The organism is Rossellomorea sp. FM04394 (genome assembly GCF_041889765.1).
In the GTDB taxonomy this organism is placed as follows: Bacteria; Bacillota; Bacilli; order Bacillales; family Bacillaceae_B; genus Rossellomorea; species Rossellomorea aquimaris_B.
In genome coordinates, this window is sequence record NZ_CP168654.1 from 1,505,008 (window position 1) to 1,529,071 (window position 24,064).

At 41.1% G+C, this 24,064-nt stretch carries 26 protein-coding genes; 15 read left to right on the forward strand and 11 right to left on the reverse strand.

Going from position 1 to position 24,064, the window contains the following annotated elements; all coding sequences use genetic code 11:
* Positions 1-279 precede the first annotated feature (279 nt).
* The 5 genes from ACCB35_RS07540 (at position 280) to ACCB35_RS07560 (ending at position 6,597) form a co-directional block, all read left to right on the forward strand.
* Entirely contained in the window at positions 280-1,560 is a 1,281-nt protein-coding gene (locus ACCB35_RS07540; RefSeq protein ID WP_374056402.1) for an extracellular solute-binding protein, read from the forward strand.
* A gap of 151 nt (positions 1,561-1,711) precedes the next feature.
* Positions 1,712-2,998 (forward strand): carbohydrate ABC transporter permease, encoded by a 1,287-nt coding sequence (locus ACCB35_RS07545; RefSeq protein ID WP_374056403.1) that lies wholly within the window; start codon positions 1,712-1,714, stop codon positions 2,996-2,998.
* 1 nt (position 2,999) lies between these two features.
* The gene (locus tag ACCB35_RS07550; RefSeq protein WP_148993371.1) at positions 3,000-3,842 is read left to right on the forward strand and encodes a sugar ABC transporter permease; all 843 of its coding nucleotides are present in this window, start codon (positions 3,000-3,002) and stop codon (positions 3,840-3,842) included.
* 38 nt (positions 3,843-3,880) lie between these two features.
* Positions 3,881-5,416, forward strand: coding sequence for an alpha-amylase family glycosyl hydrolase (locus ACCB35_RS07555; RefSeq protein ID WP_374056404.1), 1,536 nt, complete (start codon positions 3,881-3,883; stop codon positions 5,414-5,416).
* 149 nt (positions 5,417-5,565) lie between these two features.
* Complete coding sequence (locus ACCB35_RS07560; protein ID WP_044337714.1) at positions 5,566-6,597, forward strand: LacI family DNA-binding transcriptional regulator; 1,032 nt, start codon at positions 5,566-5,568, stop codon at positions 6,595-6,597.
* A gap of 64 nt (positions 6,598-6,661) precedes the next feature.
* Here the strand turns inward: ACCB35_RS07560 and ACCB35_RS07565 are convergent, their stop codons facing one another.
* The 5 genes from ACCB35_RS07565 to ACCB35_RS07585 form a co-directional block, all read right to left on the reverse strand.
* The gene (locus ACCB35_RS07565) at positions 6,662-7,531 is read right to left on the reverse strand and encodes an SDR family oxidoreductase (protein ID WP_374056405.1); all 870 of its coding nucleotides are present in this window, start codon (positions 7,529-7,531) and stop codon (positions 6,662-6,664) included.
* A 367-nt stretch (positions 7,532-7,898) separates the two neighbouring features.
* Positions 7,899-9,251, reverse strand: a complete 1,353-nt coding sequence (locus ACCB35_RS07570; protein ID WP_374056406.1) for a CoA-disulfide reductase — start codon at positions 9,249-9,251, stop codon at positions 7,899-7,901.
* Between the two features lie 69 nt (positions 9,252-9,320).
* Positions 9,321-9,812 carry a YajQ family cyclic di-GMP-binding protein gene (locus tag ACCB35_RS07575; protein ID WP_044337711.1) on the reverse strand — a complete coding sequence of 164 codons (492 nt, stop codon included), beginning with the start codon at positions 9,810-9,812 and terminating at the stop codon, positions 9,321-9,323.
* Between the two features lie 406 nt (positions 9,813-10,218).
* Positions 10,219-10,350 carry a DUF3941 domain-containing protein gene (locus tag ACCB35_RS07580; RefSeq protein ID WP_098353057.1) on the reverse strand — a complete coding sequence of 44 codons (132 nt, stop codon included), beginning with the start codon at positions 10,348-10,350 and terminating at the stop codon, positions 10,219-10,221.
* Positions 10,351-10,407: 57 nt separating this feature from the next.
* Positions 10,408-11,265: a DegV family protein gene (locus tag ACCB35_RS07585; protein ID WP_374056407.1), complete on the reverse strand. Its 858-nt coding sequence runs from the start codon at positions 11,263-11,265 to the stop codon at positions 10,408-10,410.
* 187 nt (positions 11,266-11,452) lie between these two features.
* Between ACCB35_RS07585 and ACCB35_RS07590 the strand changes: the two genes are divergently transcribed.
* Positions 11,453-12,307 (forward strand): YitT family protein, encoded by an 855-nt coding sequence (locus ACCB35_RS07590; protein WP_374056408.1) that lies wholly within the window; start codon positions 11,453-11,455, stop codon positions 12,305-12,307.
* Between the two features lie 54 nt (positions 12,308-12,361).
* Positions 12,362-13,099 (forward strand): BsuPI-related putative proteinase inhibitor, encoded by a 738-nt coding sequence (locus tag ACCB35_RS07595; RefSeq protein WP_374056409.1) that lies wholly within the window; start codon positions 12,362-12,364, stop codon positions 13,097-13,099.
* 41 nt (positions 13,100-13,140) lie between these two features.
* On the opposite strand, the gene ACCB35_RS07600 is transcribed toward ACCB35_RS07595, so the two are convergent.
* The 3 genes from ACCB35_RS07600 to ACCB35_RS07610 form a co-directional block, all read right to left on the reverse strand.
* On the reverse strand, positions 13,141-13,332 hold the full coding sequence (locus ACCB35_RS07600) for a DUF3813 domain-containing protein (RefSeq protein ID WP_374056410.1): 192 nt from the start codon (positions 13,330-13,332) through the stop codon (positions 13,141-13,143).
* A complete protein-coding gene (locus ACCB35_RS07605; RefSeq protein ID WP_181778135.1) occupies positions 13,332-13,481 on the reverse strand; it encodes a hypothetical protein in 150 nt (49 codons plus the stop codon). Before ACCB35_RS07605 ends, ACCB35_RS07600 begins: the two co-directional genes overlap by 1 nt.
* Before the next feature lie 115 nt (positions 13,482-13,596).
* Positions 13,597-14,412 (reverse strand): Cof-type HAD-IIB family hydrolase, encoded by an 816-nt coding sequence (locus ACCB35_RS07610; protein WP_374056411.1) that lies wholly within the window; start codon positions 14,410-14,412, stop codon positions 13,597-13,599.
* Between the two features lie 190 nt (positions 14,413-14,602).
* Between ACCB35_RS07610 and ACCB35_RS07615 the strand changes: the two genes are divergently transcribed.
* Both ACCB35_RS07615 and ACCB35_RS07620 read left to right on the forward strand, forming a co-directional pair.
* Complete coding sequence (locus ACCB35_RS07615; protein ID WP_374056412.1) at positions 14,603-15,376, forward strand: prolyl oligopeptidase family serine peptidase; 774 nt, start codon at positions 14,603-14,605, stop codon at positions 15,374-15,376.
* 86 nt (positions 15,377-15,462) lie between these two features.
* Positions 15,463-15,771 (forward strand): metal-sulfur cluster assembly factor, encoded by a 309-nt coding sequence (locus ACCB35_RS07620; protein ID WP_044337705.1) that lies wholly within the window; start codon positions 15,463-15,465, stop codon positions 15,769-15,771.
* A 309-nt stretch (positions 15,772-16,080) separates the two neighbouring features.
* Here ACCB35_RS07620 and ACCB35_RS07625 read toward each other — a convergent pair whose 3' ends face one another.
* Both ACCB35_RS07625 and ACCB35_RS07630 read right to left on the reverse strand, forming a co-directional pair.
* Positions 16,081-16,773, reverse strand: a complete 693-nt coding sequence (locus tag ACCB35_RS07625; RefSeq protein ID WP_374056413.1) for a Crp/Fnr family transcriptional regulator — start codon at positions 16,771-16,773, stop codon at positions 16,081-16,083.
* A gap of 72 nt (positions 16,774-16,845) precedes the next feature.
* Complete coding sequence (locus ACCB35_RS07630; RefSeq protein WP_044337704.1) at positions 16,846-17,655, reverse strand: undecaprenyl-diphosphate phosphatase; 810 nt, start codon at positions 17,653-17,655, stop codon at positions 16,846-16,848.
* 204 nt (positions 17,656-17,859) lie between these two features.
* On the opposite strand from ACCB35_RS07630, the gene ACCB35_RS07635 reads away from it, so the two are divergent.
* Complete coding sequence (locus tag ACCB35_RS07635) at positions 17,860-18,039, forward strand: YjzC family protein (protein ID WP_044337703.1); 180 nt, start codon at positions 17,860-17,862, stop codon at positions 18,037-18,039.
* Between the two features lie 160 nt (positions 18,040-18,199).
* A complete protein-coding gene (gene clpB / locus ACCB35_RS07640) occupies positions 18,200-20,800 on the forward strand; it encodes an ATP-dependent chaperone ClpB (RefSeq protein ID WP_374056414.1) in 2,601 nt (866 codons plus the stop codon).
* Positions 20,801-20,828: 28 nt separating this feature from the next.
* Here the strand turns inward: clpB and ACCB35_RS07645 are convergent, their stop codons facing one another.
* Positions 20,829-21,011 (reverse strand): DUF2929 family protein, encoded by a 183-nt coding sequence (locus ACCB35_RS07645; RefSeq protein ID WP_044337701.1) that lies wholly within the window; start codon positions 21,009-21,011, stop codon positions 20,829-20,831.
* A gap of 269 nt (positions 21,012-21,280) precedes the next feature.
* Between ACCB35_RS07645 and ACCB35_RS07650 the strand changes: the two genes are divergently transcribed.
* The 4 genes from ACCB35_RS07650 (at position 21,281) to ACCB35_RS07665 (ending at position 24,027) form a co-directional block, all read left to right on the forward strand.
* The gene (locus tag ACCB35_RS07650) at positions 21,281-22,024 is read left to right on the forward strand and encodes a hydrolase (RefSeq protein WP_374056415.1); all 744 of its coding nucleotides are present in this window, start codon (positions 21,281-21,283) and stop codon (positions 22,022-22,024) included.
* On the forward strand, positions 22,008-22,760 hold the full coding sequence (locus ACCB35_RS07655) for a hypothetical protein (protein WP_374056416.1): 753 nt from the start codon (positions 22,008-22,010) through the stop codon (positions 22,758-22,760). Before ACCB35_RS07650 ends, ACCB35_RS07655 begins: the two co-directional genes overlap by 17 nt.
* A gap of 113 nt (positions 22,761-22,873) precedes the next feature.
* Positions 22,874-23,842 (forward strand): BMP family ABC transporter substrate-binding protein, encoded by a 969-nt coding sequence (locus ACCB35_RS07660; protein ID WP_374056417.1) that lies wholly within the window; start codon positions 22,874-22,876, stop codon positions 23,840-23,842.
* Positions 23,839-24,027 carry a ComZ family protein gene (locus tag ACCB35_RS07665; RefSeq protein ID WP_044337697.1) on the forward strand — a complete coding sequence of 63 codons (189 nt, stop codon included), beginning with the start codon at positions 23,839-23,841 and terminating at the stop codon, positions 24,025-24,027. The genes ACCB35_RS07660 and ACCB35_RS07665 overlap by 4 nt, the downstream gene beginning before the upstream one ends.
* The last annotated feature ends 37 nt before the right edge of the window (positions 24,028-24,064 follow it).

Sequence of the window (24,064 nt, forward strand, 5' to 3'; positions counted from 1 at the left end):
TTTTTCATTCCATTTAAAGAGTATTCTAAACCAACAATGTTGTCAATGATAGGTATCCAATCTAGTAAAGCGTTTTCTTTTTCTTCCTCGCAAACATAAAAAATTTTCAAAAAAGTATTGTCAAAGTAGATTTAATTTGTATAATAAGAAGTAGGTTGTGCAATCGTTTTCACAAAGAATGTAAGCGATATCTTGAGAGATTTAGTCATAGTATGTGCAAGCGTTTGTTCAGTCTAACAGAAAGCTTAATATTTTTCACCATACTTAGGAGGGGTCGAGATGAAGAAAGCGTTATCATTATTGATGGTAATCATGCTTGTACTAGGGGCGTTGGCTGCTTGTGGTCCTAATCGTGAAGAAGGATCAGGAAACAACGACAGCGGAGAGAAAAAAGCTGACGATGCAAACAAACCTGAAAAACTGGTTGTCTGGGAAGATGAAAAGAAATCTGGATGGCTGGATGAAGTAGGTGCTAAGTTCGAAGAAGAAACTGGCATCAAAGTAGAAGTAAAAGAAGTCGAAATGGCTACTAAAATGAAAGAACAATTACGTTTAGACGGTCCTGCCGGAACTGGTCCGGACGTATTAACATTACCACATGACCAAATTGGTGAACTTGCTCTTGCCGGTCATATTGCTGCATTAGAAGTTGAAGGGGACATTGAAGAGCGTTTCACTGAATCTTCCATGACAGCAGAGAGTTATGATGGGAAATTATATGGTCTTCCAAAATCTTCTGAAACGCCTGTATTTGTTTACAACAAAGCGTTGATGGAAGAAGCACCAATGACAATGGATGAAGTATACTCATTCTCTAAGGATTTCACGAAAGATGGAAACTACGGTTTCTTGGCTCTATGGGACAACTTCTATTTCGCTCATGCACCGATCGGTGGATTCGGCGGATATGTATTTGCTGAAAATGATGGAGCATTAGACGCGCAAGATCTTGGTTTAAATAATGAAGGTGCTGTAGAAGGTACTGAATATATTCAAAAATGGTACTCGGAAGGATTATTCCCTAAAGGTATCGTTGGAGAAAATGGTGGATCGGCAATGGACGGTCTATTTAATGAAGGAAAAGTTGCTTCTGTCATGAACGGTCCATGGTCTTTCCAAGGTTACAAAGATGCTGGAATCGATATCGGCATTTCGGCTATGCCTAAACTTCCAAACGGAGAGCCAATGAAAACATTCATGGGTGTTAAAGGCTGGCACGTATCAGGATATTCTGAAAATAAAGAGTGGGCTCAAAAATTCATCGAGTTCATCACTCAAGATGAGTATGCTAAATTACGTTTTGAACAAACACAAGAAGTACCAACAAACCAAGGCTTGATCGACGATCCTGCGATTGCTGATAACCCTGGTGCAAAAGCGGTTGCCGAGCAATCCCAATATGCGGTTCCAATGCCAAACATTCCTGAAATGGGAGAGGTTTGGGGACCGATGGCAGACTCACTTCAAACGGTTGTGACGGGCAAACAAGAACCGAAAGCGGCCCTTGATGCAGCTGTAAAGCAAATTCAACAAAACATTGAAGCGAACCACTCTAACTAATGCATAAACATAGCGGTACCTTCTCATACTTGAGAGGTACTGCTATCCTTTTAAAGACCCATTCAAGGGCTTTTTAAGGAAATAAAGACTTCTTTTCTTAAAAAGCTCTTGAAGCTTATCAAAATTGTGAACGCAGAAAGGGGAATATAGGATGGATCAACAATCCTATCAAACAAAACATAGAAAAACAGCACTGGCCCTTTCCCTAATCCCTGGATTAGGTCAGATGTATCATAGACAGTTTCTAAAAGGCGGATTCTTCTTGATCATGACAGCCGCTTTTATCCTTGTCTTTAGAGATTTGATCGGTTACGGATTATGGGGGATTACAACGCTTGGGACAGACATCTCATACGGAGATCATTCCATTTTCTTAATGGTATACGGAATCCTGGCAATCATCGTATTAATCTTCGGAATCGGATTCTACTTATTCAATCTTCGGGATGCATATAAAAACGGAGAAAAGAGAGACAGAGGAGAGAAGCTAAGTACGATTCGGGAACAGTACAGGAATTTAGTAGACAATGGCTTCCCATACCTCATAATGTCTCCTGGATTTTTACTACTCGTATTCGTAGTCATTTTCCCGATCATCTTTGTTATTTTACTTGCGTTTACAAACTATGATTTGTATCACTCACCACCGGCTAAATTGGTCGACTGGGTAGGGATTCAAAACTTTGTTGATATTTTCAAGATTGATATTTGGAGAGAAACATTCATTACCGTATTAGCCTGGACTCTTGTTTGGACATTCGGTGCCACAACGCTTCAAGTTGCCCTGGGTGTATTTCTTGCCATCCTGGTCAATCAAAAAGATTTAAAAGGAAAAGCAATCATTCGTACCGTGTTCATCTTACCTTGGGCCATCCCTGCTTTCGTGTCCATACTGGTTTTCGCTGGTATGTTCAATGAATCTTTCGGAACGATCAACCGGGATATCCTAGGATTCTTCGGTATTGAAGGTTTACCATGGATGACAGAACCGATGTATACACGAATTGCCCTGATCGGTATTCAAGCCTGGTTGGGCTTCCCATTCATCTTTGCCATGACGACCGGGGTACTTCAATCGATTCCTGACGAGCTTTATGAAGCAGCAACGGTGGACGGGGCATCAGCTTTCCAGAAATTCAAGAACATTACGTTGCCACTCGTTCTATTTGCAACGGCACCAATCATCATTACGCAATATACATTTAACTTTAATAACTTTAACGTTATTTACTTATTCAATGGCGGAGGACCTGCCCTGACAGGACAAAATGCAGGCGGAACGGACATTCTGATTTCATGGATTTACAGTTTGACTATGACATCCGCACAGTATTCGAAAGCCGCTGCCATCACATTATTATTATCTGTCATCGTCATTACAGTAGCGATCTGGCAGTTCAAGAGAACGAAATCATTCCAAGAAGAGGATATGATGTAATATGAATATGAAGAGACAGAAGCTCATACGTTTAACACTTTCATACGCAGCCATCGGAATCATGTTTGCCATCATTCTTTACCCGGTTGCATGGATCATCGGATCTTCATTCAACCCAGGTCAAAGTTTGTCCGGTTCATCCATCATCCCGAAGAATGCAACATTGGCACATTATAAAGAACTATTCGATCTGGAGCAAAGTAATTATATGCTTTGGTACTGGAACTCATTAAAAGTCAGTTTATCAACCATGGCACTTACGGTTTTACTGGTCAGTTTAACGGCTTACTCTTTCTCGCGTTACCGTTTCGCCGGCCGGAAGAATGGATTGATGACATTCCTGATCCTGCAAATGATCCCTAACTTTGCTGCATTAATTGCGATTTTCGTTTTAGCACTATTAACAGATCTATTGGATACCCATATTGGATTGATCCTCGTATACGTAGGTGGACAAATCCCAATGAATACATGGTTAATGAAAGGGTATCTGGATACCATTCCGAAAGAGCTTGATGAGTCAGCAAAAATGGACGGAGCAGGACATTTGCGTATCTTCTTCCAAATCGTCATGCCCCTTGCGAAACCGATCATTGCGGTAGTTGCACTATTTTCGTTCATTGCACCATTCGCAGATTTTATCATTGCCAGTATCCTATTGCGTTCAGAAAAAATGTACACATTGCCGGTTGCACTTTATGATATGGTAGCAAAACAATTCGGAGCTGAATTTACTACATTTGCTGCTGGATCTGTATTAATTGCCGTACCGATTGCTCTATTATTCCTGTTCTTCCAGAAATACTTCGTTTCAGGATTGACGGCAGGGGGTACAAAAGGATAATCTTATAGGCGTTACTAATAGTTTTAGGAGGAGCGGAGATGAAAAGAAGAGTATTATCTCTCATTTTAGTCCCGTTTCTTCTTTTTTACGCCCTTCCGGTAGGTGCAGTTGAAAAAGAAGAAAGAAAATGGCAGGATGAGACCATTTATTTTCTAATGGTCGATCGCTTTAATAACGGGGATACGAGCAATGATGTTCAAGTGGATACGAAGGACCCTAAAGCCTATCAGGGCGGGGATTTTCAAGGTGTGATTGATAAGCTGGACTATATTAAGGATATGGGATTCACCGCCATATGGCTGACCCCCGTCTTTGATAATCAACCGCTGGGTTATCATGGGTATTGGATAACTGATTTCTATAAGACAGAAGAGCATTTCGGTTCAATGGAAACGTTCAAAAAGCTTGTTGATGAAGCTCATAAGCGAGATATGAAAGTGATGCTGGACTTTGTGGTAAACCATGTCGGACCTGAACACCCCTGGGTGAATGACCCTGAAAAAGCGGACTGGTTTCACGAAAATCAACAGATGAACTTTGATAATGAAGAAAGCCTTCAAAATGCGTGGTTATATGATCTTCCCGATTTAAATACAGAAAATCCCGAAGTGAAAAACTACTTATTTGATGCCGCCAAATGGTGGATCGAAGAAACGGATGTTGACGGCTATCGATTGGATACGGTCCGTCACGTACCCCAGGAATTCTGGACTGAATTCAGCGAAGAGGTTAAGTCAGTCAAGGAAGACTTCTATCTTCTTGGAGAAGTGTACGATCGCGATCCCCAGAAGATAGCGAAGTACAATGATGTAGGAATTGATGGATTCGTTAACTTTCCTCAAGCAGAAGAAATGCGTTCTGTGTTCCAAAAACCTGATGGATCGATGGATCGACTGTTTAACTTCTGGAAATACAATGAAACGTACTATGATGATCCCTATTTAATGGGAACTTTTATCGATAATCATGATATGGAACGTTTTACGAGACTGCTCGTTCAAGAGAAGCTCTTCCCGGGTACCAGGTGGAAGCTCGCTCTGGCGTATATGTACACAACCCCAGGAATCCCGATTGTTTATTATGGATCGGAAATCGCCGTCGATGGTGGAAATGACCCGGATAATCGCCGCTTTATGAATTTCAGGGCAGATGAAGAACTGATTGATTATATCACTCAATTAGGAAAAATTCGTCAAGATTATCCTGCACTGACCAGAGGGACGATTGAACCCATCTATGAAAAAGACGGCATGGGAATATTCAAGCGTGTCTACGGGGATCAAACACTCATAATCGCGATTAACAACACTAGTGAATCTAAAAAAGTTCAACTGAGTGAAGAAGAATTAGCGGAAAATAGTGAGTTGAAAGGGTTACTAACCGCAGACCTGGTACGTAGTGATAAAGATGGAAACTATACAATCATACTTGATCGTGAAGAAGCAGAGGTTTATTCCCTTAAGCAGAAGAGTGGACTGAATTATCCTTATCTATTGGCACTCGGTACGGTGTATGTCCTTTTCTTACTCTTTATTTATCTTGTATGGAAACGTGGAAGAAAGAAAAAGCAGTAATAAATCCATCAAGGGCTCTGTCTAAGAGCCCTGTTTTTCCAAAACTTCAAGATTAATAAAATGGAAGCGTTTTAATTCACGAATAAAATAGAATAAAGCAGCCTTCGTCACGTAAGAGGGTAAGTTTTTTAAAGAGGGGGGTGGAATGAATGGCGGTCACCATAAAGGATGTTGCAAAGCTTGCAAACGTAGCACCATCTACGGTTTCACGGGTTATTGCAAATAATCCAAGAATCAGCGAGAAAACAAAGCAAAAAGTAAGAGAAGCGATGGAGCAATTGGGATATCATCCTAACTTCATCGCAAGGAGCCTGGCGAATCAATCCACGCAAGTATTGGGACTTGTATTACCAGGTTCAGCTAGTACTTTTTCACAAAACCCATTCTTTCCAACAGTATTAAGAGGACTAAGTGAAGGGGCACAGGAAAAACAATACGCACTACAAATGTCCACGGGTCAATCTGAAGAAGAAATATATGAAGGTGTCGTCCAAATGGTTCAAGGGGGAAGAGTAGACGGTATCATCCTCCTTTACTCGAAAGTGGAAGATAAGGTTATGAACTATTTAAAAGATCGCGACTTTCCCTTTGTTGTCGTAGGTAAACCCTATAAATATTGTGAAGAAATCACCCATGTAGACAATGACAATTACAGGGCAACGAAGGAAGTGACCGATTATCTCTTAAAGCTTGGTCATGAGTGTATCGGCTTTATCGGGGGGGACCTCAATCTCGTTGTAACCGTCGAGCGTCTATTAGGTTATGAGAAGGCTTTGCGGGATGCTGGGATTGATATGAAAGACAAGTACATCATTCATGAAGAATTCCTTCGAGAAGGAGGACGTGAAGCCATTAATGAGCTTATGCAATTAGATGATCCACCGACGGCCCTGGTAGTGGCCGATGACTTAATGGCATTGGGCGTACTCAACACACTTGATGAAATGGACATCCGTGTTCCTGATGACATCTCCATTGTAAGCTTCAACAATGTACTGCTGGCCGAAATGTCCCGTCCACCGCTCACATCAGTGGATATCAATATATTCAACCTGGGGAACGAGGCAGCTAAGAGTCTTATCCAAAAGATTGAAAACCCCAAAGAGCCGATCAAGAGAATCATCGTTCCACATCAGCTCGTTACAAGATGCTCCTGCAGTGAGCGAAAAGTGAAATCATAATAAAAAGCGACTGAAACGTTGGAATCTCCCTTAATGGAGAATCATATGTTCAGTCGCTTTCATTTTAACCGTTTATAACCGTCCCGCCATTAATATGAATCATCTGTCCTGATACGTAGCTTGAATCTTCGCTTGCTAAGTATACGTATGCAGGGCCTAATTCATACGGCTGACCGGCACGTCCAAGTGGAGTGTTCCCTCCAAACTGAGATACCTTTTGAGAGCTGAAGGTGGACGGAATCAGAGGAGTCCAAATAGGGCCAGGTGCCACTCCGTTTACTCTGATTCCATCGGATGCAATGTTTTCTGCAAGGGATCGCGTGAAGCTGACAATGGCACCCTTGGTAGAAGAATAATCAATCAAATCCTTATTCCCTTTATAAGCTGTGATAGAAGCCGTGTTAATAATGGAAGCTCCCTTTTTAAGATGAGGCAATGCTGCCCTGGTTAAGTAGAACATAGAGAATACATTCGTCTTAAAGGTACGCTCCAACTGTTCATCACTTATATCCGCAAGCCCTGCCTGAGGATGCTGTTCAGCGGCATTATTCACAAGAATATCAAGTTTCCCAAACTCTGAAATCGTTTTGTTCACGATGTCTTTACAAAATGTCGAACTTCCGATATCACCTGACAGCAGGATACACCTAACACCTTCAGCTTCCACCAATTCCTTCGTCTTATTCGCATCTTCATGTTCATCTAAATAAGAAATGGCAACATGGGCGCCTTCCCTGGCAAAATACCAGGCGACCGAACGTCCGATCCCGCTGTCTCCTCCGGTGATGAGGGCGACCTTCCCGTCTAACTTTCCGCTGCCTTTATAATTTTGATCTGTATGAATCGGCTGGGGATTCATCTCATCTACAGTACCAGGCTGATGATCCTGGTGCTGGGGGGGGAACGTTTGCTTCTGGTTTTGTTGTTGTGACAATGAAAACACTCCTTTGATGATTTGGGTTATCTTAGGATAGTGTTTACCCGGAAAAGATAATTATTAACATGTTTCTTTTGGTAGATTCATTAAATTTTTGGTCGAATTGACGTGTGATGCAGTAATTTCGTTTTGGGGTGAAGACATTTGATGAGTGATGGAGCCGTGATTGAAGGGAATTCAGCCGCTTTATAGGGGGATCCGTCCGAAATCGGAGGAAATCCGGTCGAAATCGGAGGAAATCCAGCCGTTATTCAGGAAAATCCGGCCGAAATCGCAAAAAATCCAGCCGTTTTACAGATTTATCCATCATCAAAGAGCATACTCACAAAAAAACAGGCCCCTCGCCAGAGAAGCCTGCCTGTCATTATTCTTCTTCCATCAACCCGGCACCCTTATATCCAATCATATTCAACAGCCCTTTAGGAGAAGAGAAGGGTGGGGCATAGCAGGTTTCGATTTCCTGGAGGTCGGTAATGGTCAGGCCTCCGTAAATGGCAGTGGCCAGAACGTCGATTTGCTTGTCTACCCCTTCGCCGCCCACTACATTTCCTCCAAATATCTTTCCCGTGTCAGGGCAAAAATGGACTCTAACATACACATCATGAGCACCGGGATAGTAGCCCGCATGTGACTTTCCTTCATGCACGGATGTTTTATACGAATAGCCCTTTTCATTTAATTCCTTCTCGCCTAATCCGGTAGATGCAATGGAAAGGTCAAAGACTTTTGCAATAGCTGTTCCAAGCATCCCCTTGAAAGGTACAGGGCTTCCGGAAAGGTGTCTTGCGATGATGTAGGCTTGTCGATGGGCAGGCCATGCGAGAGGGACCTGCTTTGGGGTCCCGTCAATAAAATCGATGGACTCCACCACATCTCCGACTGCATAAATGGAGGGGTCGTCTGTTTGCATAAATTCATTACTGACGACACCGCCTGACTCTCCAGTAGATAACCCGGCCTCCTTAGCAAGAAGGTTATTAGGCTTCACACCTACCGAAAGAAGAATGAAGTCAGACTGGAACGTCTCTTCGCTATCCAGTTTCAGGGTGCACTCCGGCAGTACTTCTTTCAATCCATCCTTTGTGTACAAATTCACACCTTGATCTTTGATATGCTGTTGCAGTTTGATGGCGGTCTCTTCATCGATTACGCTGATCACATGTTCCGATCTTTCCACAAGATTGACTTGCATCCCTAAGTGAGTGAAGTTCTCCGACATTTCAACCCCTATGTATCCACCTCCGATTATGGTACAGTTTTTTGGCTTTGAGGTTTCAACGAATTGTTTGATCCTGTCCATGTCTTCAACTGTTCTGAGATGAAAAGCTGGAATTTGATTCAGTCCAGGAATATCAGGGATAAAGGGGGAAGCCCCTGTGGCGAGCACAAGGTAATCGTATGTTTCTTCGTAATCCTGGTTTTTATCATGGTCTCTCACAAGTAAAGATTTTTTATCCCGATCAATTTTCAGTGCCTCATGATGCATGCGGACATCAATGTTTTTTTTCGTATGTAATTTTTCAGGCGTGGCTGCAAAAAGGCTTTCACGGTCCTTAATGACATCCCCTAAGTAATAAGGCATTCCGCAAGCCCCATAGGAAAGATAGGATGTCTTTTCAAGTAGAATGATCTCTATTTCACTATCCAGTTTTCTGATTTGGGATGCAGTGGTGGCACCCCCGCCTACTGCCCCTATGATGATGACTTTTCTCTTCATGTTTTTCCTCCTAAATGAAAGAAGTCTGATGGATATATTGTACCCATCAGACTTCTTTGAAAAACCGAATTAACGGAAGTTTACGTACTGTACATCAATTGAAAGGTCTGCTTCACGGATCGCAGCGATGATTTTTTGAAGATCATCCTTGCTTTTTCCAGTGACCCGTACTTGATCATCCTGAACCTGGCTCTTCACCTTAACGCCGGAGTTCTTGATGATGGTGTTAATTTTTTTTGCATTTTCTTTATCGATTCCTTGCACGAGTTTCGCACGCTGACGAACGGTTCCACCGGAAGCCCCTTCAAGCTTGCTGTAATCAAGATTCTTAACAGGGACATTACGTTTGATGAGTTTGCTGAGGAGCACATCCTTTAACTGATTCATTTTGAATTCATCATCAGAAACGAGTACGATTTCCTCTCCATCTAATTTAATGTCACTCTTACTTCCTTTAAAGTCATATCGTGTTTGAACTTCCTTCAACGCAATTTGAATCGCATTACTCACTTCAGACATATCCACTTTCGACACAATATCAAAAGAACTTTCCTTCGCCATATGTAACCCCTCCATAGTATTATCTCTTTTCATTATAGACAAGCTTTGAAGGTGCATACAACTTCTAAGAAAAGAATGGGGGGAGTTTTTTTGAAAATGGATAGATAAAATGTAAATGTTGGGATTCGATAATAAAAGGATGGAAGTCGATAATATATTTGGAAAGTTGATAATATAGGTGGTGAAGTCGATAATATATATGAAACGACGACCTCAACATAAAAATAAATCATGATTCATGAACATCAAGGAGCCGTTTTAATCGATAAAACACCTATTGAGGCCCACTTTTTATCTTTTCTCGCAATTATGAGGAGTTTCAGCCTGCTCTACAAAAAAAGCACCAGCTCTATCAAGAACTAGTACTTTCTCCTATTCGAGAGCAGGTGACTGCCCCCGCAATCCCTTACAAATGATCCGTCTTCTTAGAATACTGATTCTTCCCGGCTTTACGGTTCACTTCTTTGATTTTATTCTTTTCTTGGCGCAGGGCGTTGTTATCCTTGGCCTTTTTTTCGTTATCAGATGTATGTGGCATAGTGATTCTCCCTTCGAGTATGTTCTTCTCTCATAGTATGAGGAAGAGGAAGGGAGTTTATGAGTGTTCATTTAAGAAAAATATGGCCAGGGTGCCTGTGCCTGTATGAGAACCTATGGCACATCCAATAATACTGATATATACAGCTTTCGGTGAAAATCTTTCTTTAATGAGTTTTTCCATTTCAAGGGCAAGGTCTTCGTCATCGCCATGACTGATGGCGATTACCTGGTTGGAGAGATCTTCACCACGTTCTTCCATTAAGTCAAGAATTCGTTTTAGAAGTTTCTTCTTTCCACGCAATTTTTCAATCGGTACGAGCTTACCGTCTTCAACATGAAGAAGAGGCTTGATGTTTAACAGTCCGCCAAGAAAAGCTGATGCCTTTGAAACTCTACCGCCTTTGGCAAGGTATTCAAGGTCTTCTACGGTAAATAGATGTTCCATATGCTCTGAGTGGAATCTGGAGGCTTCGATAATTTCTTCTTTGCTGCCTCCATCCTGAAGAAGTTCAGCTGCCTTCATGACGACTAAGCCGTAGCCCAGGGAAGCGCACTTTGAATCGATGATGGTCAAATCAAGGGAAGGGTGATCTTCTTTCACCTGATCACGTATCATGGCAGCGGTTTGATACGTACCTGACAATTGTGAGGAAAACGCAATGTAAATACCGGGTTGATTCGCTTCTGCAAGCTCTGTGAACTTCTTCAGGAAAAGATCCGGTGATACTTGAGACGTTTTGGGCATATGGCCTTCCCTTATTTTGTTGAATACGGTTTTCGGCTCGATGGTGACCAAGTCCTCATAATCTTGACCATCAATATGTACTTTCAGTGGCAGCAGCTCTATGTTGTGTTGGTTAAAATATGCAGCAGGAAGGTCGCTTGCACTATCAGCAAATAATTTTACTGTCATCCTAATCATCCTTTGACTATACTATTTAGCTTTAGTCTAGCTATTTTTCATGAAAATGACAATCTATAGAGCATGAATTTAAGGTAAAAAGTATCATTGTTCTCTTAAAGGGTGAATATCAGGGGGAGTTTAGGTAAGATGAATTGTGGAACATAGAAAATAACAACTAGATGTGGGAGGTCTGTCAATGTCGAGAGATCATGTACAGTTAGAAGCGAAGAAGTTTTTCGTAGTGTTAGTAGGGGCCGTGCTTGGTGCCATTGCCATGAATTTTTTCTTGATACCTGCAAATGTTTATGCCAGTGGTTTTACAGGATTGGCTCAGTTAATATCCAGTTTATTGAAAGAATTTGCACCATTCAATATTTCAACGGGTATTTTATTATTCATCTTAAATATTCCTGTGACGATTCTCGGGTGGCTTAAGGTTGGCCGTTCCTTTACAGTGTATAGTTTCATTTCCGTATCACTGACGTCTTTATTCCTGGAAGTGATCCCTGTGATTAAATTATCCCCTGATATCCTCCTGAACGCCGTTTTTGGCGGAGTCATTGCCGCGGTGGGAGTTGGAATCACGTTGAAATGGGGTGCATCCACGGGAGGTATGGACATTATTGCCATGATTCTTTCCAGAATGAAAGATAAGCCAGTAGGAACCTATTTCTTCCTTATGAATGCGGTCATTATTACGTCTGCTGGATTTCTTTATGGATGGGAGAAAGCGTTATACACGCTGGTGACGTTGTATGCTTCAACGCGTGTCATTGATGCCATCCATACTCGACATGAGAAGCTGACAGCGATGATTGTAACAAAGAAATCCAATGAATTAAGAGAAGCCATCCATTCTAAGCTTGTCAGGGGAATTACGACCCTGCCTGCTAAAGGTGCATTTTCCGGTGAAGACAAGGAAATGCTGATCATCGTCATTTCACGTTATGAATTGTATGAACTTGAACGTACCATTAAAGAAGTAGATCCTAATGCATTTACCAATATCGTGCAAACGACAGGGATATTCGGATTCTTTAGAAAAGATTAGATTCTGGAATTTAACAAATACTAGAGGTGAACCTAGATAGAAAGGGGTATCACCTTGAAGGCAGTTGTTTATATACTTATTAGTTCTTTGATGCTCTTTTGTTTACCTTCTTCCATGAAGGCTGAGAAAACACCGCTGATCTTTACTGTAACAGCTTTTCCTGGAGAGGAAGGGTCAGAGATCCAGCTTCTTCTTTATAATAATAGTGAAGGGGATAAGAACATCACCTTTAACACGAGTCAAATGTTTGACTTTACAATCAAAAATAATGCGGGAAAAGTGGTTTACCATTACAGTCAGGGGAAATCATTCCTTCAAGCGCTCCAAACCATTTCATTGAAGAAGGGTGAAACGAAGATTTGGAAAGAAATTTGGGATTACAAGCAGGAAGGAAAACGTGTCCCAGAAGGAAAATATACGATTGAAGCCTGGTTGATGGGGGAGGATATAAGTGGATTTGATCATCCTTTGCGGGCTGAGTATTCATTCACAGTTCCTGAAGAAAACCAGTCTTTCAGGGCAGTAAAGGTACGAGAGTTGAAAGGACGGTTTACCATCCAGGGACAGGCGCGGGTGTCTGATGGGAGTTTTTATTACTATGTGGAGGATGGTCATAGAGTTCTTCTTAAAGAAACCTTATTCAAGGTTAATAAAGAATCGCCTAACTGGACCGACTTTACCATCATACTCCCTGAGTTGACAGGTAGTACAGACAAGTTCTTCCTAAGTCTTTATGAAAGGGATAATGAAGATGGGAAAATTCTGCACCGATACGTCATATCCATTCCATAAAAAAACAGGGTTGTCCATAAGGGGCAACCCTGTTTTTAGCTTTATGACAGGCGGTTTAACTCAGCTTGAAGAGCGTGAAGCTGCTTTTGCTCTTCAACATTTGAGTTGGCGTAAGCAGATGACAACGCGTTTTTCGCTTTATCAATGGACATTTGAGCGTTTTCTCCCGTACTGCATGCTTGTTGGGCAGAATGAACCGCGTTACGGGCCTGTTGGAATAATGGATTACTCATTATTCCATTCCCCCTGGCCCTTCGCCATGTGAAGCAAGCTTTTTAGCTTCTGCTTCAGCATACGTCAGATGGTACGGAATACGTTCATCATGTTTTGTTACTGCGATTTTACCTTGTTGTACAAATCGTTTCGATTTATTTCTACCCATCACTACCACCCCTTTTTCAAGTTGGAACGCATATTGCGTTCTCTTTTAGTATGGCTATCCAAGGTGAGAGAATACGATGAAAAGATATACCCTCATCTTCCATAAATTTATTGGTTTAGAGATCAAATCGTTTCTGAAGGTAGCGTCCGATACCGTCTTCTTCGTTTGATAATGTGATTTCATTCGCTATATCTTTGAGTGGGTCAATGGCATTTCCCATGGCCACCCCCGTTCCGGCATAATCAAGCATTTCGAGATCGTTATCTTCATCCCCGAATGCAATTATCCTTTCCCGGGGTATATTCAATGAGGAAGCCACACGTTCAATACCGACCGCTTTGTTTAATCCTGATTTAACGATCTCAATGATGTGCCATGGGGCAGCCCAACGGCGATGGTCAATCAACTCTGCATGAACATCATCTAAATGTGCACGTATCTCTGGTACATCTTCTTCTTCAGCGTGAATGAGCATGGAAGTGGGATGATCAGATAGTACACTGCGGATATCCCCAGTTGAAATGGAAGGGTTGCCCATCATGAATACGTCAATGATCTTCTCATCATGGTAATGCAGATATACATCATCCATCACTTCGGCAACAATGTTCCGGAAATTAAATTCGTCACATGCATCAATGATTTGTTTGGCCACCTTTAAATCCATAGGCTCATGAAACATCCCCCATGAATCATCTGTGGGATGATGCACGAACGCACCGTTAAAGTTTACGATGGGAGTTGTCAGCTTTAATTGTTGATAATACAATTCACTGGCACGATAAGGCCTGCCTGTTGCAATCATAACTTCGTGCCCTTTATGGCGAGCTTTTTTTAATATTTCGCTGGTTTTTGCTGAAATTTTCTTCTCATCTGTTAAAAGTGTTCCGTCTAAATCCAGAACGATCAAGTGTTTTTCTTGTGAATGCATGAATACAAATCCCCAATCTTATTGGTATTAAGGCAATTTCTAGTGTAGCGTGAGACATTGAAAGTTGTCCACTGCCGCTACAAATAATTTAATATATGTTTACAAACACTTTCGATTTAAATATTATACATACTACCAAATCTAGGATATCATAGTAAAGTGAAATGCAGTCAGGAGGGAGAGAATACACATGATCTTAGTTGATAAATCGACCATTCAAACCATTCCATTTCTTCATCTCGTGAAGGAAGAGGATGTAAATAAGCCAATACCCGTATGCTTTTTTATTCACGGATTTACTAGTGCGAAAGAACATAATTTACATTATGCCTATTATCTGGCTGAAAAGGGATTTAGAGTCATCCTTCCCGATTGTTTAGAGCACGGAGAACGATCTACAGGCAAATCAGAGCATCAATTAGGAGAAGTCTTCTGGAAAATCGTCTTACAGACGATTCATGAATTATCGATTCTTAAAGATGAATTTGAAGAAAAAGGATTGCTCGTTCCAAATGGGATCGGGGTTGCAGGGACCTCTATGGGTGGAATTGTCACACTTGGAGCCTTAACTCAATATGAGTGGATCTCATCTGCTGTCTCGTTAATGGGGAATCCTACATATGTGAAATTTGCTCAAGCCCAGTTAGCTCAAGTCGAATCGTTAGGTTATGAACTGCCATTCAGCGAAGAAGAGATAGAAAATATGTTAAATGAACTCGCTCACTACGATTTAAGTCTTCAGCCTGAGAAACTTGGGGGCAGACCCCTTATGTTCTGGCACGGAAAACGGGACAAGGTCGTACCGTTTAATCTGACACAAGAGTTCTACCAGAGCATCCTGCCTTTTTATGAATCACAGGAAGACAACCTGTTATTTATAGAGGACGAAAAAGCAGATCATAAAGTATCGAGAGAAGGCGTGATCAAGTTGGTAGAGTGGTTTGAGAAGCATTTAACAGCCTAACCTTTTGTTTTATGCACGTTAATTTGTTAAGATGAGTAGTGAAATTAGATAAGAAACAAGCTTGGATAAAGGAAGGAGTGTTAAAAATGGATCAGGATCTTAAAGATAATCTGATGGGTGCCCTTGAACAGGTTGTTGACCCTGAATTAGGAATAGACATTGTTAATTTAGGTCTGGTATATGATGTGGATTTAGATGAAGAAGGTAAAGCAACGGTCACCATGACCCTTACGTCAATGGGCTGCCCTCTCGCTGGCACCATTGTCGATCAAGTGAAAACAGCTCTAAGTGACATTCCGGAAGTCAAAGAAACAGAAGTAGACATCGTCTGGAATCCACCTTGGAGCAAGGACAACATGTCCCGTTATGCGAAGATTGCATTGGGAATCAGATAAGTAGAAAAGCGGAGGCGGCTTGTTCAGACCCGACAAGCTAAAGATCCGAAAAGACACATGTGTCTTTTCGGATCTTTTTTTAGGGAAGAAGAAATACATTGCTGAATTTATCTGTAATTGAGAAGACGGTCGGTATCTTGAAAATACGGTAGATATAATGAAAATAAGGTCGACAAATCCAAATAACGGTCGATAACTTCAACATCACCCTCTTATCCATTGGAAATCCCCATCCAAAAGTTCAAATTCATCCCATTTCAAATAAAAAGCCGAGAACACAGTATCCAATACTGCGTTCCCAGCTATTTATCAATCAATCCGACAAATTGAAACCGGACAATTCTCACAATCGATTTCATCCTTAAGATAGTTTAAATCAAGAATCGTGATATATCCTTTTTCTGACACAAGTACGTTTTCTTTTTTTAATTCACTCAGCAGCCGATTCACGACTTCCCTGGATGAACCACAGAAATTGGCGAGTTCCTGGTTAGTTAACGGAAAATCAATCAGGATGCCCTTTTCAACTTTTTTTCCGTAACTGTTGGACATACGGATCAGTGTTGAGTAAAGTGCACCTTTTTTCCCGTGAAGTATAAGATCGCGAAATTTCGTTTGGTTTTGTTGATTTTGAATTTGGATCCATTTTAGCCATTGGATGGTCAAGTCACCGTTATTGGTAAGTTTTTCTTCAAAGACCTCTTTTGGTAACACATAAATCTCCGTATTCTCAAGCATTTTTGCACTGAGCATGTAGTATGCATCTTTACTGAATAAGGTTAATTCACCGATCACATCATGACTTGAACAGATCCGTAAAGACAATTCACGTCCGTCAGGAATCACTTTGCTGATTTGGACACGACCGCTTTTAATTAAATATAATTCGTGAGCAGGCTTTCCTTCTTGAAACAGGAACGATCCTTTTTTGAAATTTTTCACCGTTTTTTTCTCGAAAAATAATTGTTTAATCTCGGAAGGAACTTCTGAAATTTCACTCATGAGATCACGTCATTTCTATCATAATGTCTTATACTTAAAGCTTACCAAAGGAATCAGACAGATAGAAGGGATTTAAGCGAAAATCAATACAGCAGCACCGACAACGGCACAATAAATGGCGAAATATTTCAGGTTTCCTTTAGCCATGATATTCATGAACCACTTTAATGAGAAGTAGGAAGCAATAAGTGATGCGATGAACGCAACTAAGTAAGGGATGGCCATTGAAGCGAGGTTCGGATCCTCAATAAGATCGCTTATTCCGAATACCATCACCCCTACACTTACAGGAATATAGAGGAGGAAAGAGAAACGTAATGCCGTTTCAGCCTTCATTCCACTAGCCATTGCAGCTACGATGGTTGCACCTGAACGGCTGATTCCAGGAATCAGGGCTACTGCCTGGGCAAGACCGATGATGATGGCGTCTTTAACATTTAGGTCACCATCATTTTTTCTTCCTCGAAGGTTGCGGATCAGCCATAGGGCAATACCTGTAATAATAAGTGTAATTCCTACTGTGATGACAGATGTTAAATGTTCCTCAATCACGTCACCGAATAATACACCAATCACCCCGGCAGGGATTGTACCAATCAATAAGTAAACAATGAAATGAAAATCACGTTTCGTTTCAGGTGTTTTATGTTTGAAATAGCCTAAGCCATTCACGATCAGTCGCATGATATCTTCACGGTAAATAATGAGTACAGCCACTAATGAAGCCGTATTAACCAGGATTTCAAATGTTAGGGTAGCATCCTTAATTCCAAGAAAATGCTGGGCCAATAGTAAGTGACCACTGGATGAAATCGGGATTGGTTCAGTAAACCCCTGAAAAATCCCTAAAAATAAGTATTTCATAATCAGATAAAAATCCATTGTGTATCCTCCAAGCTTTTTTTCTCCACAGTTTTTAATTTAACACCATAAAGGGAAAGACTGTAAAGACTTTTTCCAAATGTTAACCGAACCGTAACTTGTTTATCATATAAAGCATTCTGATATCCTTCATCTGGCATGCATGAATGACCGGCCTTGTAGAAAAATAGTAAGGAAGCATCGCTTCGAAAAGGAGGGGTAAGAATGGGACAGTCACGACAATTCAAAGCTGGAGAAAAAGCACCTAATAATGGAGAGTATATAGAAATTGGTGAAACTGGAAGCATGGTGAAAAATCCGCAAAAACTACGCTTAAAAGCGGGAGACCGATTTCCTGAAAACTCCAACCATAATCGTCTTTGGACGTATATGAGAAAACCTTAACCCCATAAGGAACAAGGATGTCGCGTCGACAGCTCACTATTAAATAAGAATGGTGACGCCAATCGGAGGCACTCCCTGTTCCTTTTTCTTTTCCTTTTATATTGAAAAGGATATAATAGATACAAAGGTCAATAAAGGTCAAAGTGTGAGGTGAAGCACGATGAAATTTGATAATATGACTCACAGCATTCAAGAAGGATTGGTTTTTGCAGGAGAGGCAGCCAAAGAAAAATTACATACAGATATCACCCTGCTTCATTTGTGGAAATCCCTCCTTGGATCAGATGACAGTTTTCTTAGCACGATCTATGTTGGTGCAGGGGTAGACGTAGTCGGCCTAAGAAAATGGATTGATGACAAATTAAACGATATACCTGCTGTGGAGGGGAAAGGGCTGCAGTATGGACAGTTTTTTGCAAGAGATATCCATCAGCTCATGCAAGATAGTGATGCCTTAAAGGCTAAATGGGAAGATGACTATATCTCGGTGGAACATCTTGCCCTTGGGTTATTCAACCAAAAGAACCACCCGATTACGATATATTTAACAAAACATAATCTAACAGAAAAACAATTAAAGGACATTATTGAATCGATCAGAGGAGGGAGCAAGGTGAACACACAGAACCCTGAAGTAAAATATGAAGCGTTGAAAAAGTATGGGAGGGATCTTGTTGCGGATGTAAAGTCGGGAAGGATTGATCCAGTCATAGGCAGGGACAGTGAAATCCGCCACGTGATCCGAATCCTTTCCCGTAAAACGAAAAATAATCCTGTTCTTATAGGGGAGCCTGGAGTCGGTAAGACTGCGATCATTGAAGGACTCGCACAGCGGATTGTCAGAAAAGATGTCCCGGAAGGCTTGAAGGATAAAACCATCTTCGAATTGGATATGAGCTCTTTGGTTGCAGGGGCTAAGTTCAGGGGCGAGTTTGAAGAACGATTAAAGGCGGTATTGCAGGAAGTGAGAAAGAGTGAGGGGCGCATTCTTCTTTTTATCGATGAACTTCATACGATTGTGGGCGCAGGGAAGACGGAAGGAGCAATGGATGCGGGTAATATCCTAAAGCCGATGCTTGCGAGGGGAGAACTGCATTGTATAGGTGCGACGACCCTCAATGAATACCGTAAGTACATTGAAAAGGACCCGGCTTTGGAAAGGCGATTTCAACAAGTGCTCGTGCAGGAGCCCAATGTTGAAGATACTATATCTATTTTAAGGGGCTTAAAGGAGCGTTTTGAAATTCATCATGGTGTCAACATCCATGACCGGGCCATTGTGGCAGCTTCCAAGCTTTCTGACCGCTACATTTCTGACCGCTTCCTACCGGACAAAGCCATTGATTTAATCGACGAGGCCTGTGCAATGATCCGTACAGAAATTGACTCTATGCCATCAGAATTGGATGAAGTCACACGTAAAGTGATGCAGCTTGAAATCGAAGAAGCAGCTCTAAATAAGGAAAAGGATCCGTCAAGCCTTGAACGACTCGATCGAATCCGTGAAGATTTAAGTAATCTGAAAGAAAAAGCAACCGTGATGAAGTTAAAATGGGAGCAAGAGAAAGAGAGCATCGGGATTGTTCAGGAGAAACGGGAAGAACTGGAGAAGCTCAGGCGAATGCTTGAAGAAGCAGAAAGTGATTATGATCTGAATAAAGCTGCCGAGCTCCGTCACGGCAGGATTCCCGCTATGGAAAAAGAGCTTGTTGCTGTTGAACAAGAAATGATGAAAGAACAGGAAGGGCGCCTGCTGCGGGAAGAAGTGACGGAAGATGAAGTGGCAAATATTGTAGCAAGATGGACAGGGATACCGGTCACTAAGCTGGTAGAAGGCGAACGAGAGAAGCTTTTGAAGCTCGATCGTATTCTTCATGAACGGGTGATCGGGCAGGACGAGGCTGTGCAATTGGTGAGTGATGCGGTTATTCGTGCTAGAGCAGGTATTAAGGATCCGAACCGTCCGATTGGTTCATTCATTTTCTTAGGTCCTACTGGGGTAGGTAAGACGGAGCTTGCGAAGACACTTGCTCATACTTTGTTTGATAGTGAGGAACAGATGATCCGAATTGATATGTCTGAATATATGGAAAAGCATGCAGTTTCACGCTTGATCGGAGCACCACCGGGATATGTGGGATATGAAGAAGGAGGCCAGCTGACAGAAGCAATCAGGCGGAAACCCTATTCGGTCATTCTGCTGGATGAAATTGAGAAAGCACATCCAGAAGTATTCAATATTCTTCTGCAAATGCTCGACGATGGACGGATAACCGATTCTCAAGGAAGGACGGTTGATTGTAAAAATACAGTCATCATTATGACCTCAAACATTGGATCTTCTCATCTATTGGAACGGAACAAGGGAGAAGAGGAAATCGATAAAGAAACGAAGAACCTGGTAATGAGTCAGCTGCGTTCCTCTTTCAGACCGGAGTTCCTTAACAGGGTTGACGACATTATTCTCTTTAAACCACTGAGCATTCAAAATATAAAAGGGATAATCGAAAAGCTGATAGAAGATTTGCAAAATCGGGTGGAAGAACAACATATCTCACTGTCTCTGACTGAAAGTGCAAAAGAATTCATTGCAAAGTCAGCGTACGATCCGATTTACGGAGCACGCCCTCTGAAAAGGTACTTGCAGAGAGAAATTGAAACCAAACTGGCAAGAGAATTGATTGCTGGAAATATTAGAACAAAGGACACTATCACCATTGAGGCAGGGGAAAATGGCTTATCGATCAATCAGGACAAATAAAAAAAGCAGCCGGATCTGGCTGCTTTTTTTAGTGCTTTTCGACTGGCTCGTTTGGAAGAACAAGCGTGATGATGAATACTAATACCGTAACACAAACCGATAATATTAATCCTGTTTCAAAGTGAAACGCAGTTCCATTCATTGAACTTACAACGTAAGTTAACATTTCAGTAAGAGCAAATGCCCAGAAAAACATCCAGAAAAATCTCACGCCAAGTCACCTCATTCCTATGTAATCAACTAAATTATTAGCATTTTGTAACCAATTTCAATCTTTTTTATCTTACCACAGCTTCAGGAATTAATAAATGACTAATCTGTGAAATGTAACCCTTATCATCCTTCCATACCGGTCATGCTTAATCAAGGGGAGAACTGACTAAATTTGCAAATATAAGGGGTTTCTTGGGCTTTCTCCCTGACCAATGACTTCTCCTTACATAAACTATAATGACTTACTATGTAAAAGGAGAAATTCTAATGTATCAGCGATTGTTTCAATTAGAGCAAGAGTGGTGCATGATTCATTATCCTGAACGCCCAAATGGATTCGCTGTAATGGTTATAGGGGATTCCCATCACTATGTAGATGATAAGAGCAGCTTTTGGGTACAGCATGAGGCGCGCTACAAGTGGATTCAAGAGCTGACCGCCAAAGGATATATTGTTTATTATAGTAATCTTTATGGTGCGAATTGGGGTAGCAATCAAGCCGTGCAATTAGCAAAGCGACTTTATCAACATGTTAAACGATCTGAAATCATTAATGGGAAGATTCATATATTGGCCGAAGGAATGGGAGCGTTGGTGTTAAAAAACCTCTACCCTAAAATGGAACAAGATATTAGGAGTGCTGTTATGCTCGCACCCTGTGTGTCACTATATGATCATTTAGAACAAGAGAAGGAACAGAAATTCTTTTATAAAAAGATAATAAAAGAACTCGCACACACGTTTCAGTTGAAGGAGGAGGACTGCGAAGCCTTCATCAGTCAACAATCAAAGGATTATGAAGTATTTAAAAACATCTCGATTCCACTTTATATTGTTCAGTCAGCGACTCTTAATCGTTATAAAAATCAATTCACTCTCATAAAAGATATATATACAGAGCGTTTAGAAAAAGGAACATCAACGGATTTGTTCTTTGTACTTCCTGAAAAGCGTGCTTCTCTTGGAGGGAAATTTGCCTCGTATTTTTCTTTACATGAGAAAGAGTTATAACAAATACATTGGAGTGATTGACTTGAATCATGCATTCGTTTTTGCATCTCAACAGTTTTTAGGATTTGAACTATGTGATGCCCTTCTTGAGAATGGATGGACCGTAACGGCAATTGATGAAAACAAAGAAATGAAGGATAAGTGGTTGGAAATTGGAAGGAACTCAAACATTCAATATGTTCCTTATGAAGATTGGGATAAGGAAATACAATCTGGATGCAGCGTGTTCCTTCCATACTATGATCAGTTAAGAGAAAACAAAGTGGATTACTTGCCGGAAGTAGAAGGACTGATTTCAAAATTTGAACAACCTCTCATGATCATCAGAATTTATCCCAATAGGGCGATAAATCAGAACCATAAAGAAGGAACGGTATTTTACCTTCCAACTTTATACGGAATTCACCAACCGAATGACTTTCTGTTCGCTCGATTGTTGACTGGAGAAGATGTTGACTCCAATTACATTGATGATCCAAGTGGAGCAATCTATGTGAAGGACGCAGCCCGTTCCATTATAAATCATTCATCCAAGAAAGAAGTCTATACGGTGAAAGCTCTCTCAAGTCAAAGCTGGAATGAAGCCTTATCTTACTTGACGAAGAAGTCTTATTCTCCCCCACGCATGAATGCTGAACCAGATGGTAAAGAGCTTATTGTAAAGCCGTCAAAGTCTCATGACAGAATATTGAAGGAACAATTAAGAGGAATCACTTTGCATGAAATTCAGGAATAATAAAATTTTTTCTTTCCTTGTGGATAGGGATGAGGGTAAAATAAATATGATGTAATAATTTCCTATTGATACTTTTTATAGATGCTGCACGGGCTTTAAAGGAGTTGCTGCAAATGAGTAAGAGATTTTATACCATTTTCTTGATTGTATTCCTCATTGGAATAAGTGGTTGTTCACCAGGAAAAAGCGCTGAAATAGAAAAAGTCGGTTTACTGGTTCCGGAAACCGTAGACGATGGGGTATGGGGAACAAAAGGATACAAAGGATTACTAAAGATTCAATCCGATTATAATGCAGACGTCTTCTATAAAGAGAGTATAAAAAATGATACATCAATTAAACAAGCGGTAAAAGCATATAATGATGATAAAGTTACTTTAGTTTTTGGACATGGAAGTGAATATTCCGGGATATTTAACACCCTTTCCAGTGAATATCCCAACATGCACTTTGTAAGCTTTAATGGAAACGCCACTGAGGAGAATACAACCAGTCTTCAATTTAAAGGGTATGCAATGGGCTTCTTCGGGGGCATGACGGCAGCCTTTCAATCTAAAACGAATAAAATTGGTGTAATTGCTGCTTTTGACTGGCAGCCCGAAGTTCAAGGTTTTATCGATGGAGCGAAATTCCAAAAAAGTGAATCTGAGCTCATTGTCGAGTATACCAATCACTGGGACGATCAAACTATTGCTTTTGAAAAGCTTGAGGGTTTAATGAATCAGGGAGTTGATGTTGTATATCCGGCAGGTGACGGCTATAATGTATCTGTAATCGAAAAGCTGAAGGAAAAGGGACTTTATGCCATTGGCTATGTATCTGATCAATCTGATTTAGGAGAATCCACGGTTTTAACGAGTACGGTGCAGCATGCAGATAAGCTGTATAGCGTCGTTGCGGAAAGGTTCGCAAATGATGAACTCGATTCAGGAAATCTTGAATTTGATTTTGAAGACGGAGTCATTTCTATGGGGAAATATAGTCCTGTCATTCCAAAAGAATTTCAAGCTGAGATGAAGCAACATGTTAAAGCCTACATCGAAACAGGTAAATTGCCGAACGGAAAGGAATCGAAACAATGAATCAAGACAAAACGATGGAATTTATGCAGATTGCCATGAAGTACTTCCCACAAGCAAAAGAGCAGCTTGATCAAGCGGGTGTTGAGTTCTCTCCTGAGATGCTGCAACCATTTATGACCCTGTTTACACAAGTCATGAGTGAAGCCTATGAACTAGGCAAACAGGATGCCTTACATAACGAGTAAGTGTATAGAAAAAACGGCTCATTGACCTTATCAATGA

Bases quoted from the DNA above. Each gene is read 5' to 3' on its own strand.
- ACCB35_RS07540 (WP_374056402.1), top strand. From the start codon at position 280: ATGAAGAAAGCGTTATCATTATTGATGGTAATCATGCTTGTACTAGGG.
- ACCB35_RS07545 (WP_374056403.1), top strand. From the start codon at position 1,712: ATGGATCAACAATCCTATCAAACAAAACATAGAAAAACAGCACTGGCC.
- ACCB35_RS07550 (WP_148993371.1), top strand. From the start codon at position 3,000: ATGAATATGAAGAGACAGAAGCTCATACGTTTAACACTTTCATACGCA.
- ACCB35_RS07555 (WP_374056404.1), top strand. From the start codon at position 3,881: ATGAAAAGAAGAGTATTATCTCTCATTTTAGTCCCGTTTCTTCTTTTT.
- ACCB35_RS07560 (WP_044337714.1), top strand. From the start codon at position 5,566: ATGGCGGTCACCATAAAGGATGTTGCAAAGCTTGCAAACGTAGCACCA.
- ACCB35_RS07570 (WP_374056406.1), bottom strand. From the start codon at position 9,251: ATGAAGAGAAAAGTCATCATCATAGGGGCAGTAGGCGGGGGTGCCACC.
- ACCB35_RS07575 (WP_044337711.1), bottom strand. From the start codon at position 9,812: ATGGCGAAGGAAAGTTCTTTTGATATTGTGTCGAAAGTGGATATGTCT.
- ACCB35_RS07580 (WP_098353057.1), bottom strand. From the start codon at position 10,350: ATGCCACATACATCTGATAACGAAAAAAAGGCCAAGGATAACAACGCC.
- ACCB35_RS07585 (WP_374056407.1), bottom strand. From the start codon at position 11,265: ATGACAGTAAAATTATTTGCTGATAGTGCAAGCGACCTTCCTGCTGCA.
- ACCB35_RS07590 (WP_374056408.1), top strand. From the start codon at position 11,453: ATGTCGAGAGATCATGTACAGTTAGAAGCGAAGAAGTTTTTCGTAGTG.
- ACCB35_RS07600 (WP_374056410.1), bottom strand. From the start codon at position 13,332: ATGAGTAATCCATTATTCCAACAGGCCCGTAACGCGGTTCATTCTGCC.
- ACCB35_RS07605 (WP_181778135.1), bottom strand. From the start codon at position 13,481: ATGGGTAGAAATAAATCGAAACGATTTGTACAACAAGGTAAAATCGCA.
- ACCB35_RS07610 (WP_374056411.1), bottom strand. From the start codon at position 14,412: ATGCATTCACAAGAAAAACACTTGATCGTTCTGGATTTAGACGGAACA.
- ACCB35_RS07615 (WP_374056412.1), top strand. From the start codon at position 14,603: ATGATCTTAGTTGATAAATCGACCATTCAAACCATTCCATTTCTTCAT.
- ACCB35_RS07620 (WP_044337705.1), top strand. From the start codon at position 15,463: ATGGATCAGGATCTTAAAGATAATCTGATGGGTGCCCTTGAACAGGTT.
- ACCB35_RS07625 (WP_374056413.1), bottom strand. From the start codon at position 16,773: ATGAGTGAAATTTCAGAAGTTCCTTCCGAGATTAAACAATTATTTTTC.
- ACCB35_RS07630 (WP_044337704.1), bottom strand. From the start codon at position 17,655: ATGGATTTTTATCTGATTATGAAATACTTATTTTTAGGGATTTTTCAG.
- ACCB35_RS07635 (WP_044337703.1), top strand. From the start codon at position 17,860: ATGGGACAGTCACGACAATTCAAAGCTGGAGAAAAAGCACCTAATAAT.
- clpB (WP_374056414.1), top strand. From the start codon at position 18,200: ATGAAATTTGATAATATGACTCACAGCATTCAAGAAGGATTGGTTTTT.
- ACCB35_RS07650 (WP_374056415.1), top strand. From the start codon at position 21,281: ATGTATCAGCGATTGTTTCAATTAGAGCAAGAGTGGTGCATGATTCAT.
- ACCB35_RS07655 (WP_374056416.1), top strand. From the start codon at position 22,008: ATGAGAAAGAGTTATAACAAATACATTGGAGTGATTGACTTGAATCAT.
- ACCB35_RS07660 (WP_374056417.1), top strand. From the start codon at position 22,874: ATGAGTAAGAGATTTTATACCATTTTCTTGATTGTATTCCTCATTGGA.
- ACCB35_RS07665 (WP_044337697.1), top strand. From the start codon at position 23,839: ATGAATCAAGACAAAACGATGGAATTTATGCAGATTGCCATGAAGTAC.